A 13,442-nucleotide genomic window follows, 5' to 3' on the forward strand; every position below is an offset into this window, starting at 1 on the left:
CCAGGTCCTCCCTGTACAAGTTCAGATCATAGCGTTCTTTCATTAAATGAGACCATAGAGCGGACAAATTTCACCCTTTATCGGACCATTGTCTGTTTAGGGCGGGAGCCTTTTTTTGTATAATGTATTATTATGGTACAACCGGGAGGAAATTCAGTGAACCAGACGGCGGGAAAAAGGATATGGAAGGGAATTTGGATTTGGACAGAAGCTCCGCAGGGGCAAGGAAGCGGTACCGGGTTAGTATGGTTTCGCAGGAAATTTGCGGTTCCCGACGGAGATTGCAGGCTGGTGGTGCATGTGTCTGCCGACAGCCGCTACCGGCTGTTCGTTAACGGCAGAAGTGTGGGAGTGGGGCCATGCAAAGGCGATGCCGGCCGGCAATATTTTGAAACGTATGACGTAACGCAGCTCCTGCGCCCGGGAATGAATGTGATCGCCGCCAAGGTGCTTCACTACGGCATGGGCGGGCCGATGACCATGTCGGGGCCCAGCTCGGTTTGGCGCTCCCCCTGGGGAGCGTTCATACTGGACGGCGAGCTGGCAAGCGCAGAGGGAGAGACGATTGAGCTGCTGCATACGGATGAACGCTGGAGGTGCAAGCAGGATCATTCCTATGCCCTTGTGCACGATTCCTGGATGTCGGCCGGTTGGCTGGGCGGAATGGAGCATGTGAACGGCATGACTGCTTTATCGGGTGCGGAGCGGGCAACGTATGAAGATGCAGACTGGGAACCGGCCGTATGCTTCCTTAAGCCAATGAACAAGTATGGTGTTCTGACAACATTCCCGCTTACGGCGCGGACCATACCCGGGCTGCCCGAGACACCGGCGGCGTTCTCCAATATTCTTCGCTCGTCTCTGGAAACGGATACAGCGGGGGCATTTCCGGTTGGCGCGGCGCCGGGCAGCACGGGCTGGATCGAACTGGACGCCGGTGAGCTGACAACCGGCTATGTGGGTATAGCGTTTGCCGGAGGCCGGGGTGCAACCGTCCGCATCCGGTATGCCGAATGCTACGAGAGCAGAACAGCGGAGGGAAAACGGAAAAAAGGACTGCGGGATGATTGGACGACCCCTGGGCAAATGCTGTGCGGGGATGCCGATACTTATCTCGTCTCGGGTCGCGGTACAAAAGAGCAGCCGGAACAGTATGAGCCTTTCTGGTTTCGCACCTTTCGGTATGTGCGTCTTGAATGGACTGCTGCCGATGAGCCGTTGGTCATTATCCATGTGAATTACCGGGAAACCGGCTACCCGCTTCAGATTGAAGCGGACTTCCGCTGTTCCGCTCCGGAATTCAGGCCGCTGTGGGATATAAGCGTGCGCACGCTGCGGCGGTGCATGCATGAAACATATGAAGACTGCCCCTATTACGAGCAGCTCCAATATGCGATGGATACGGCGCTGCAGGCGCTATTTACGTACAGCATCAGCGGAGACGACCGTCTTGCCCGAAAGGCAATTCACGATTACCACTGCTCGCGGCTGCCCGACGGGATGCTGCAAAGCAGATTTCCCTCTGTGGAGCCTCAGGTGATTCCCGGGTTTTCGCTGTACTGGATCGGAATGCTGCATGACCATTACCGGTTTTTCGGCGACGCCGGGTTTATCAGAATGTACCTGCCGACAGCGGACGGCGTACTGGAATGGTTCCGCCGCCATATGGGAGAGGAGGGCCTGGTGGAGCCGGCTGATCCGCACTACTGGTCGTTCATCGACTGGGTTGCGGAATGGCCCAACGGCGTACCAACCGCCAATGACCAAGGACCGATGGCCGTACATAGCCTGCTGTTCGCCGCTGCGCTGAATCAGGCGGCGGAGCTGAATGAGGCGGTGGGGAGAGCGGCGACTGCTGCGGAGTACCGGGCGCTGTCCAACCGGCTGAATGAAGCGGTCAGACGCACCTGCTGGTCGGAGGAGCGGCAGCTGTTCCGCGATGGGCCGGATGTGGAAGCATACAGTCAGCACACCCAGCTATGGAGCGTGCTGTCCGGGCTGATGGAAGGGGAGGCCGCCAAACGGCTGATGAAACAAACCCTGGGTGATCAAAGCTTGGCTCAGGCATCTTATCCAATGATGCATTTCCTGTTCCGGGCGCTTTCGGCGGCAGACTTGTATGATGAGGTATACCGTCTTTGGCAGCCGTGGCATGAGATGGTGAACCTGCGCCTTACCACTTGGGCGGAAAGTCCGGTAGGCAACCGTAGCGATTGCCACGCCTGGGGTGCGCTGCCGCTGCACGAGTTCCCGGCTGAGGTGTTGGGTGTGAAGCCGGGAGCCCCCGGATTCGCAAGCATTCGGATTGAGCCGAAGCCGGGGCCGCTTTTGTGGGCGGAAGGAACTGCCGCTACAGCGCAAGGGCCGGTGCGGGTTCGGTGGGAATACACCAAGGGGATGTTCCATATTGAAGTCAAGGGACCGGCGAATATTCCGGCGACGCTCAGGCTGCCGGACGGCACTCTTCGTTCATATAAGTGCTGCGGCAATATTGAGGAAAAGGTGAGGATACCATGACAAACAAATACATTCTTGTGCGCGGCGACGATTTCGGCAACTCGCGCTCCAGCAGCGAAGCGATCATGGCTGCCCACCGCTGTGGACTTCTTCGCAATGCCTCCGTTATGGTGACCTGCCCGGCGGTCCGCGAGGCAGCGGTTAAATATGCGAAGACGCCTGGCCTGGTTTTCGGCCTGCACGCAACGCTCACCAGCGAATGGGATCGGGTGCGCTGGGGACCGGTACTGCCTGCGGAGCAGGTATCCAGTCTGGTGCGGAAGGACGGCACCTTTTGCAAGGATGGTGCGGAGCTGCGGGAGCAGGCGCCCAAGCCGGAGCATATGCTGGCCGAGCTTCAGGCGCAGCTTGAGCTGGCCCGGCAGCTGGGCTTCGAGATCCGGTATGCGGACACGCATATGGGTTTTGAATGGGTGGCGGAGGGTTTTGCCCGGATGTTCGACGAATGGTGCTTGCAGGAAGGGGTGATTTCGTACCGCTCCGTGCAGCGGCGTACGCTTCCCGAAGCGGAGGCGTCTCTCTATGCCAATCCCGTAGAGCGCCTCATTGCCAGGCTGGAAGTGGCAAGTCCCGGGCTGTACACGCTGGTTACCCATCCGGCTTATGATGACGAGGAGACGCGGGCATTCGGCAATGAGGTCTTCGCAGGCGGGAGAATCGCCGCTGAACGGAACGGCGACAGACTCATGCTGTCAGACGGAAGACTGCTTGATTACGTAAGGGAGAGCGGCATCCGGCCTGTCACCTATGTGGAGGCGGCGGAGCTGCTTTCATGATAGAACCGGGTGAGGAGGAGGGCTATGAACCATCCATTGTGGGTGCAGCCTTTATCCTCACCGTTTTTCGTTTTTTCCAGTAAATGACTTCAGTTTCATATTCTTATGTTATTATACAAGTAGTTACTGCAGGCCGTCCGGTCCTCCGGCGCCTGAAGTGAAGCGAAAGGAAGGGATATAACTTGCTCAAAGCCGACGGTCTCCCTTCGCGTTATAGAAGATTGATTCCTTATGCCCTGCATAGCCGCATCATCATTTTCACTCTGCTGGCAGCCTTGCTGCCCTTGCTCCTGATCGGCGGGCTGTCCTATGGCTCCATCTATTTCATCCTGCAGAATAAGGTGGAACGGGGAGTGCAGACGGCATTGAAGCAGAAGGTAACCAATCTGGAGGTTATGCTGTCCAATCTGGATATGGCATCCAAGCAATTGGTTTTCGAGGGGTCTATCGGGAGCAATCTGCGGGATTACCTCAGCCTGGATGATGCCATCCAAAAATCGAATATGTATAAGGATATCGACAAATATATCACCTTAATCAGCTATACGAATCCGCAGCTTGGCATGATTGAATATTTTCTCAGCAATACGCATGAAATGATCACGCCTTACAACAGCTATAGCAGCAAGAGGATTGATGAAAACGCTTTTCCGGTTCTGGCAAAAGGCAATAATTACACCTTTTACGGACCATACCGTTCGCTTTATATCAACAGTCAGAACAATGTTTTCTCGATTGTCCGCAGCGTGGGCCAGTACGGGCAAAACCTGCCTGTCGCCGTTTATGTGGAAACCAACTTCAAGGTTTTTTCGGAATTATTCAATGTGGAAACCTTCAGTATGTCCGCCGCCCACCGGCTGTACGGCGCGGACGGCAAGCTGGTTTATTCGGAGAAAACCGATATAAAGAATCCGCATATATTTTCGGAGCAAAGTGAAATGGGCTGGACCTTGTCGATTCTGATTGATCCTGAAGATTATAACCGGGAAAAACAGTCATGGCTGCGGATTGCGATTCCGGCCTCCGTGCTGTGTCTTCTGCTTGCGCTTTTGATCAGCTGGGGAGTCTGGAGGATGATTTATGGTCCCCTCATCAAGCTGAAGGAGGAGATTAAAAAGGTATCCCAATCCCATTTCCATGAACCGATCAATTTGCCGGGGATGAAGGAATTTGATGATGTACTGATCAAATTCGATCATATGCGCTTGCGGATTGTGGAGTTGATGGACGAAATCGAGCAGAAGGAGCGGAAAAAGCGCCATCTTGAGGTAGAGAAGCTGATGTACCAGATCAACCCGCATTTTATCCATAATACGCTGAACACTGTACAATGGATTGCCATGCTGAACCAGCAGGATGAAATTGTCAAGCTGATCGCCGCTTTCACGCGGCTGCTAAATTATAATCTGGGCAAAGAAGGACGAATTGTGCACCTGTATGAAGAGGTGGAGGTGCTGCGGGATTACATCAAGCTGCAGCAGATCCGCTATAATTACAAATTTCATGTGGAGATTGAGGTGGAGGAGGAGGTTCTGCAATGGAGAATTCCCAGATTTATTCTCCAGCCTCTTGTGGAAAACTCGCTTTACCACGGCTTCAAAAACAATGACGGGATCATTACGGTAACAGGCAGGATAACCGACGGCAAGCTTCTGATTGAGGTAGCGGATAACGGCGCCGGCATGACGCCGGAGGAAATAGACCGCCTGTTCGACGATCAGCAGCAGCAGCAGCGCAAGGCCGGGCTGGGAATCGGCCTTCGCTTCATCAATAATGTGATTCGTATGCACTATGGGGAGGAGCATGGCTTGCAAGTAAGCAGCCAGCCCGGCAAGGGAACGGCCATGTCCCTGCTGCTGCCGCCGCTTTGCGAGGAGGAGGCAGAACAAGCTCAAGGGGAGGGCGGAGCATGATTAGAACACTGATTGTAGACGATGAGCATTTGGTGCGAAAGGGCTTGATCTATTCGTTCCCGTGGCAGCAATTCCAGATGGAGATCGTAGGGGAAGCGGATAATGGGGAGACGGCCCTGGAGCTGTTGGACAAGCATCATGTAGATCTGCTGCTGACGGACCTGACCATGCCGGTTATGTCGGGCTTCGAGCTGATGCAGCGGGTCCGCTCTGCTCATCCCCATGTTTTTATAGCGGTCCTGACCTGCCACAGTGATTTTGACTATATTCAGGAAGCTCTTCGGCTGGGGGCTATTGATTATGTATTGAAGACGCAGTTGGAGAAGGAATCGGTGGAAAATGTGCTGGGGAGGATTTCGCGGCGGATTGAGCATGACCGGGAGATGCACTCCGGAAAACGGCATGGCATGAATGCCTCGGGACAGGGAGAATGGGGAGTGCTGCTGTGCGCAAGGAACGGCGCCTCCCACAGCATCGAGGCTATGCCCTGGGCTCATCCGGCCCGGACTACAGAGCTTGGCAAGGGCAGCTGGTTCGTATCCTTTGCCGACGGGCAGGGAGATGCGGATATCCGCCCCTTGCTGAAGCAATTGTCCCGGGAGCAATGGCTGGTATTGCTGGTTGCCGGGGTGGAGGCCGGGAAGAACCTGCAATTATCAGATGACAAGCTTCGGGAAATGAAGCGGAGGCTGTTCTATGAATGGCATCCGGAGCAATTATACGTCAGGATGTCCGCCAAGGAATTAAGAGCGGATTGCTGCGGAGCCGGGTACGGGATTACCGAGGACTGGATCAAGGCCTGGAATCAGCTTGCCTGGATGGCGGATGAAGCCGAATGGAGCAGGCTGGCGGAGCTGACCTTGGAGAAACGTTTTGCCGCGGAAGAATTGATTCCCTTTATGCTTGGTTCTCTTGAAGGTTGGCGGCACATTGAAGCTTATCCCGAATTGAAGCATCAATTGAAGCAAACGGAATTTTCCTGCTGGTTTGATTTGCGGCAATGGCTGGCGGAGCTGCGCAGGATATGGCTGCTTGTTTTCCATCAATCCGGCTGCTCCAGAGAAGTGTTCACCAGTGTCCTTCGCTCTGTGCTGATCTTGCGCGAGGAGCTGGCATTCGGAGCCAATCAGGCGGATATTGCCGGGAGAGTGAACATTAGCCGCGGCTATTTCAGCGGTGTGTTTAAGGATATTATGGGAAAAACCTTCAATGAGTTTGTCCGGGATATGCGGATATCCATTGCCCAAAAATTGTTGAAGGAGCATCCGGGCAAGCCGATTTACTGGATTGCCGAACAGACGGGGTTTCAGGATGAAAGCTACTTCAGCAGAGTGTTCAGAGAAAGCACGGGCCGGCTGCCATCGGATTATCGTTAGACGGCATACAACTTTTGTCATCTTTGCTGCAGGCGGCTCCAATTTTTCAAAAAACCGCTTACAAAAACGGTATATCGGATGAAGCCCTTTCTATCGGTTTCTTTACCCTGCTATTTATAATGAAGAAGCAAGCAGTAGAGTTCATCTTATACGAAAGAAGGGGATCAATTTGACAAGGAAAGGGAAATTATTAGTGCCATTGGCTTTGTCCCTGGCGATGCTGTCCACGGCTTGCTCCGACAACAATGACAGCACTTCACCGTCGGCATCTCCGGGGCAGTCTGCCGCTCCAACAACAGCCACATCCGAGAAAGTGGACATTTGGGCCAAGTACAGCGAACCCGTCACCGTAACGACACCGTTCCAGACCAACGCCCAGCACAAGTTCAAGGAAGGGGAAAGCTATGAGAACAACCCCCATAAGACCTTTCTGGAGCAGCAGTTCAATATCAAGATTCAACCCGCTTGGTCTGCTCCTGCCGGGGAAACCTATAACAACCGGTTCAATCTGATGATTGCCAGCAATCAGTTGCCTGACGTATTCATACTAAACTCAAATGCTGCCATGTCGGCCAAGGTAATGCTGAACCGGCTGGTGGAGCATGACATGATTGAGGATCTGACCAAGGTATACGAGACATATGCTTCTGATGAAATCAAGGATATTCACAACTCCATCAATGGCGACGCCCTGAAGGATGCCACGTATAACGGCAAATTGATGGCCCTGCCGAGTGTGACTGATACTGCAGGTGATACATCTCTCCTTTGGGTAAGACAGGACTGGCTGGATGAGCTGGGTTTGCCTGCGCCGAAGACGCTGGAGGATGTGGTCACGGTGGCCAAGGCGTTCAAGGCCAAGGGGGCCAAAAATCTGGGGCTTGCTGTTTACAAGGATCTGATTGGCGGCACTTTTGATACCAGCTCCATATTCTTCAACCTCAATGCATTTCCGTATTACTGGGTGCCGGATAAAGATGGGAATCTTGTGTACGGCGGCATTCAGCCGGAGGTCAAGGAGGGACTGGCCTTCCTGGCCGACATGTTCAAGCAAGGGTTGATTGAGAAGGAATTTCCGCTTAAGGGAGGCAATGAGCTGACTCCCGATCTTGCAAGCGGCCGGGCCGGCATGTTCTTCGGCAGATGGACCAATGCTGTGTGGCCCATGGGAGACTCCTGGAAGAATGATCTGAATACCCGCTGGAAAGCGTATGTCATTCAGAATAAAGAAGGAGTATCCGTCCAAGGCTCTGCTTACACCACCCAACAATATCTGGTTGTGCGCAAGGGGTATGCCCATCCGGAGCTGGCTGTGAAGGTGAATAACTTCCGGAGAAAGTACGCCAGCAATGGATATGCTGATGATTTGAATTTAAAGGCGATCAATAAAGAATACACGGAAAAGAAATATACAAAGGATTTGTTCGGTCTTGGCTTTAACATCGCCTATAAGGATACGGTAGCTCGTACCGCTAAGAAATTCACGGACATCATGGCAGGAGCGGCTTCCAAGGATATTCTTGATGACGCTGAACTCGGTATATATGAGAATATCGAGAAGGATGTAGCGCGCCAGAAGGCAGGAACACCGCTGACTGCGGAAGCTCTGTACCCTCATCAGGTTTATACGCAATATATCGAGGGTATTAATGCCAGCAGCAAAGTTAATGTCAAGTGGGTAAACAATAAATTTGTTGATATCACTCCTACGATGAACACCAAGTGGGCAGCGCTGAAGGATACGCAGCTTCAAGCCTACTATAACATCATCTTGGGAACAGCGAGCATGGATAGTTTTGATTCTTTTGTGAAACAATGGAATAATCAGGGCGGCGCTGAAATCACGAAAGAAGTGAACGAAGCCTACCAGAAGCTGAATCAAAAATAAAGATTTGGCCGGAGTCTCCCCAAGTCACTCCCAGACTCCGGCCTTCTATTCATCTGGAGGGAAACGGCATGAAAAAGCTGTGGCACGCCAACTCTTTTCATTACATGCTGATGCTGGCGCCGGGAATTATCCTGACCATTATGTTCCATATTGTACCCTTGTATGGTGTCGCACTTGCCTTCAAGAACTTTAATCCTTCGCTGGGCATCTGGGGCTCTCCATGGGCAGGTCTGGAGCACTTCCGCTATATCTTCTACAATCCGCAAAGCAAGCAGATTCTGTTCAATACCGTTTACATCGCCGTGTTGAAGATTGTCACCATGCAGATTATACCGGTTACCTTCGCTGTTTTGCTGAATGAGCTGCGGAAAATATGGTTCAAAAGAACCGTTCAAACCATAGTCTATTTGCCCCATTTTCTCTCCTGGGTTGTGATCGCCGGTATTATGCGGGAGATGCTTTCCCTGGACGGCTTGATCAACAATGCTTTGGGGAACTTGTTCGGTCTGGATCCCATCATGTTTCTTGGCAGTAATGAATGGTTTCGGCCAATTCTGATTGCTACCCACGTCTGGAAAGAATTTGGCTTCTCCACGATTATTTATCTGGCAGCACTTACCAGCATTAACCCAGCCTTATATGAGGCGGCAGCCATTGACGGAGCCAGCCGTTTGAGAAGAATCTGGCATATTGCGCTTCCCGGGGTTCGAATGACCTTTGTCCTGCTGGCAACCCTCAGTCTGGACGATATTCTCAATGCCGGGTTTGACCAGATCTTCAATCTGTACAATGTGCTGGTTTATCGAACCGCCGATATTATCGATACCTATGTGTTTCGAGCGGGACTTGTCTCCTATCAGTATGAGGTGGCAACAGCCATCGGATTGGCCAAGTCGCTGTTTGGTTTCATACTGATCTCATTTACCTATTGGCTGGCTTACAAGCTGTTTAAATATCGGATTTGGTAAGGGGGTAAACCCAAATGGTCAACGACCGCACATGGGGATCGCGCATATTTGATTACTGCTTATATTTCGGAATGGTGATTATCTCTCTTGTTTCCGTAGCGCCATTGGCTCACACGATTGCTATCGCTTTTAGCGATGCTGCCCAGGCCAATGCAGGGTTCGTTACTTTTTGGCCAAAGGGATTTACTCTGGATGCCTTTGCCAAGGTGATGGAAGACAAGCAATTCTTCGTATCTACCTGGGTTTCGATCAAGCGGGTGTTTATCGGAGTTTCCCTTAGTGTGCTTAACTCCTTGTTAATGGCTTTTCCCTTATCAAGAGAAGTGGAGGATTTCAAGGGCCGGAATATTGTCATGTGGTTTATGATTTTCGTCATGCTGTTCAATGGCGGCCTCATCCCCACCTACCTGGCCATTACCTCCTATGGACTTGTGAATAGCTTCTGGGTGCTGATCCTTCCCGGCCTGGGCAATGTATTCAACTGTATTCTGGTCATGAACTTTATCCGGAATCTGCCCAAGGAACTGGATGATTGCTCGAATATGGATGGCGCGGGGCCGTGGACGAAGCTTGTTTATGTCTATGCTCCCATGTGTCTTCCTGTACTGGCGACGATTACGCTCTTCCGGATTGTTGCGGTCTGGAACGAATATTTCCAGGCGATGATTTACATTACGGATAGGAGTATCCTGCCTTTGCAAACCTACTTGCAGCAGATGGTGGTTGAAATTGATCCCACAACCCAGACCACCGAGGAAATGGCTGCTCTTTCAGATCTAACTGGTGTGACCTTGCCATCAGCCAAGCTGGTGTTATCGATAATACCCATTATCCTTATCTACCCCCTGCTGCAGGGCTACTTCATTTCAGGCATCACGGTTGGTTCGGTCAAGGAATAAATTTATTTTGGAAGGAGACTGGTTTATGTACTGCAGGAAACAGTTGGTCATGTTGCTGCTTTTGGTCTTCTCCTTCACGACAATTCTCCCCGTTGCTCATGCCGGGGAGGGTTTTCGCGTTGGAGGAGAGAAAGTGGAAATTCAGGAGGAGGCGTATGACAGTTTAGCGAAAACTGTAAGCGGTAACATTTTAAGCGCTGGATCTGATCCCCTTCAGGGAGTGCTGCTGGCTGCGTTGTATGAACGTTCCGGCAAGATGGTAGCCCTGTCAACGGAAACCTTCGAGCTGAACGGAACGACACCGCATTCATTCCATTTGTCTTTTACCGTTCAGCCAGACCCCAATCTTCATACCATCAAGCTGTTAGTCTGGGACAATCTTCAGTCCAGGCAGCCTCTGTCCGCCGTCAAGGAAGTTAATCCTTATGAACGGTCGGTAACCAATGAGGAGAAGCTCAATCCGTATCTTATGTTCGTGGGCAAGGTGACTAGAGGCTTCACTGACTCCCAGGCAGAGGCCAAAGCTGTCACAGTTGATGTATACCAGTACATTGATCTGGAAGCCAAGACCATCAACAGTATTACAGGGGAATTGAGCTGGGATTATGGAATCGGTCTGAATCGTCTTAATACAGACCGTGGACAGGCGGTTACCGGTGTGCTGAACGCCGCAGCCAGCATTGATCTGCAGAATGTGCAGATTGAATCCGGGAATGCCTTCGGTACGGTGGCGGTCATTTCATTGGACGGCGCTCCCATCGCCACCTCCAGGAAGCTGCTGATTCAAGCCTTTACCGAAAATTACCCCTATGGCTTCCGCCCTGAGGATCAGGCTGACGGCACCAAGAAGATCACCGCCATGGGCGGGGCTCCCATGAATGTGCGCAATATTGACGCCAAGGTTACGCTGAAGGAGATTGCCGATGTAAGCAAGGTGTATGCTCTGGATGTCAACGGCTATGTGCGGGAGGAAATTGCCGGAACAGAAGCCAACGGCAGTTACACCATTCAGCTTCCTGCCAATACGCTTTACACCCTTGTAGAACGGGACGGCATTCCGGACCCTTACGTGCATGAGGAAGTACCTGTGAAGGAGCCTGTGTATGTATGGTGGGAAGGGGAGGACACGGTTGTGCGGGAGAACTTCCCGGCAACCTCCGAGTTCGATGCCAATACCTTTCCTGAAAACCGTAATTTGTTATCTGGCGAGGATTGGCTTGCCTTTGGGCAGCAGCAGATTGTTGAAGGGGCCGAGCCTTACGCCAAGTATATCATCGACGTTCCGGAGGATGGAGACTACTCCTTCTTCATTCGGAAATTCTGGAAGCATGGCCCATTCCAATGGAGATTTGATGAGGGGGAATGGAAAGATCTGGGTTCTTATGTGCTGCTGGACTCCGTTGCCATCAGGCAATATCTGTCCGTTAACTGGATTGCCCAGGACAATGTGGCACTGACGGCAGGCACCCACACCTTCGAGATCAAGCTGACGATGGAGCCGGACAAACGCACAGCCTCTGCCATTGACGCCTTCCTCCTTACCAAGGATGCCTTCGTACCCAGCAGCTTAATGCGTCCCGGAGAAAAACTGGGCTATGCAGATACGGGGTTCTGGGCCTTCGAGCCGGATGTTGTGGATTGGAGCTCGGAGAGGCGAAGCTATATTGACATGAGCTGGATGAATGAGGAGAGCGCCGGCCAATCCGGCTTCGTTCGCCGCGACGGGGAGCGGATGGTTCTGGGAGACGGCCGGGAGGTCCGATTCTGGGGGGTAAACGGAGGGCTTGATACCATTAACATGAGTCAGTCCCAGCTTGACAATTATGCCCGGAAATTGGCCAAATACGGTGTCAATATGTTCAGACTTCACGGCATGGTGTTTGATGACAACGGCAATATTCCGGATGATAGACTGGACCGGCTCCACTACATGGTATCTACTTTCAAGAAGTATGGGATCTATACCAATATAAGTCATTATTTCGTGCTTTGGTCAGATATAACGAAATCCGAATGGTACAATGATGAACCGGGAACCGAATTTTCAGATGCGTATAAGCAGCCTTTTGGTTTATTGCTGTTCAGTGAGCAACAGCAGCAGATGTATAAACAGGGAGTAAGCCGTATGCTGAACACACCCAATCCTTATGAGAATGGCCGCCCGCTTGCCCAGGAGCCTGCCATCGTCAATATCGAAATTCAGAACGAGGACAGCTTCCTGTTCCATACCTTCAATCCTTCCCGCTATCCCGCCAAGGTGCTCAAGGAGTTGTATGGTAAATTTGGCCAGTGGCTGGTCAAAGAGTACGGCTCCATTGACGCCGCATATGATGCTTGGGGTATTGCCGCCAAAACCTGGACAGATGATCCGGAGCAGCTGCTGATGCAGGTTGAAGGAATCGGCTCATTGGCGGGAGCTACCGGCACTGATAGCACGGCATTGCGGCGCCGGGACACTTTCCGCTTCCTGGTGGAATTAAGCCAGGACTTCTACTCCGAAATGATCCGCTTTGTTCGGGAGGATATCGGCTACGGAGGATTAACCAGCGCCAGTAACTGGATTACCGCCAGTCCGCAGAAGATGGAGGCATTGGAACGATACACCTATGAGCCTGCGGACTGGATCGACCGTCATGCCTACTATGATGCCGGTCATAAGGGGGCTACAACCTATAGCGTTACGGCAGGAGATACCTACAAGCCCGTTTCCGCTGTGCAGAATCCAGACAAACTGCCGGTGAAGTTCATTCACAATGAGGATCATCCCTCGATGATTTCAGAGATCACCTGGACCAATCCCACTCCTTACACGGCGGAGGGCATGTTCTTCCTGTCGGCTTACAGCGCCCTGCAGGGGATAGACGGCGTTGTCCTCTTTGCTTCCAGCGCCAACTGGGACACTACGGTGCAAAAATGGCCGGTTTCCACTCCGGGCATGCTGGGTCAATCACCGGTATTCTCCTGGCTGTACCGCAGCGGCGCCATTACGGAGGCACATGCTGTGGCCCATGAGGAGTTGTCCCTGGAGTCTTTGTTTAAACTGAAGGGCTCCAGGATTTACGAAGGACTCAATATAGATGATTATCGCAAATAAAGGAGGAATCT

The 13,442-nt window shown here is 52.3% G+C and carries 8 protein-coding genes; all 8 read left to right on the plus strand.

The window, feature by feature from the left end:
• Positions 1–156 precede the first annotated feature (156 nt).
• Positions 157–2,517: a family 78 glycoside hydrolase catalytic domain gene (locus DQG13_RS02420; protein WP_181592525.1), complete on the plus strand. Its 2,361-nt coding sequence runs from the start codon at positions 157–159 to the stop codon at positions 2,515–2,517.
• Positions 2,514–3,293 (plus strand): ChbG/HpnK family deacetylase, encoded by a 780-nt coding sequence (locus DQG13_RS02425; RefSeq protein WP_113017901.1) that lies wholly within the window; start codon positions 2,514–2,516, stop codon positions 3,291–3,293. The genes DQG13_RS02420 and DQG13_RS02425 overlap by 4 nt, the downstream gene beginning before the upstream one ends.
• A gap of 182 nt (positions 3,294–3,475) precedes the next feature.
• The gene (locus tag DQG13_RS02430) at positions 3,476–5,206 is read left to right on the plus strand and encodes a sensor histidine kinase (RefSeq protein WP_113017903.1); all 1,731 of its coding nucleotides are present in this window, start codon (positions 3,476–3,478) and stop codon (positions 5,204–5,206) included.
• Entirely contained in the window at positions 5,203–6,582 is a 1,380-nt protein-coding gene (locus DQG13_RS02435; protein WP_113017905.1) for a response regulator transcription factor, read from the plus strand. The genes DQG13_RS02430 and DQG13_RS02435 overlap by 4 nt, the downstream gene beginning before the upstream one ends.
• A gap of 169 nt (positions 6,583–6,751) precedes the next feature.
• Positions 6,752–8,470, plus strand: a complete 1,719-nt coding sequence (locus DQG13_RS02440; RefSeq protein ID WP_146767086.1) for a type 2 periplasmic-binding domain-containing protein — start codon at positions 6,752–6,754, stop codon at positions 8,468–8,470.
• 68 nt (positions 8,471–8,538) lie between these two features.
• The gene (locus tag DQG13_RS02445; RefSeq protein WP_113017910.1) at positions 8,539–9,438 is read left to right on the plus strand and encodes an ABC transporter permease; all 900 of its coding nucleotides are present in this window, start codon (positions 8,539–8,541) and stop codon (positions 9,436–9,438) included.
• 14 nt (positions 9,439–9,452) lie between these two features.
• Positions 9,453–10,337, plus strand: a complete 885-nt coding sequence (locus tag DQG13_RS02450) for a carbohydrate ABC transporter permease (protein WP_113017912.1) — start codon at positions 9,453–9,455, stop codon at positions 10,335–10,337.
• Positions 10,338–10,470: 133 nt separating this feature from the next.
• The gene (locus tag DQG13_RS02455) at positions 10,471–13,431 is read left to right on the plus strand and encodes a hypothetical protein (RefSeq protein ID WP_146767087.1); all 2,961 of its coding nucleotides are present in this window, start codon (positions 10,471–10,473) and stop codon (positions 13,429–13,431) included.
• Positions 13,432–13,442: the final 11 nt, after the last annotated feature.

Source organism: Paenibacillus sp. YN15 (assembly GCF_003285005.1).
Classification (GTDB): domain Bacteria; phylum Bacillota; class Bacilli; order Paenibacillales; family NBRC-103111; genus Paenibacillus_AR.

Bases quoted from the DNA above. Each gene is read 5' to 3' on its own strand.
- DQG13_RS02425 (WP_113017901.1), top strand. From the start codon at position 2,514: ATGACAAACAAATACATTCTTGTGCGCGGCGACGATTTCGGCAACTCG.
- DQG13_RS02435 (WP_113017905.1), top strand. From the start codon at position 5,203: ATGATTAGAACACTGATTGTAGACGATGAGCATTTGGTGCGAAAGGGC.
- DQG13_RS02445 (WP_113017910.1), top strand. From the start codon at position 8,539: ATGAAAAAGCTGTGGCACGCCAACTCTTTTCATTACATGCTGATGCTG.
- DQG13_RS02450 (WP_113017912.1), top strand. From the start codon at position 9,453: ATGGTCAACGACCGCACATGGGGATCGCGCATATTTGATTACTGCTTA.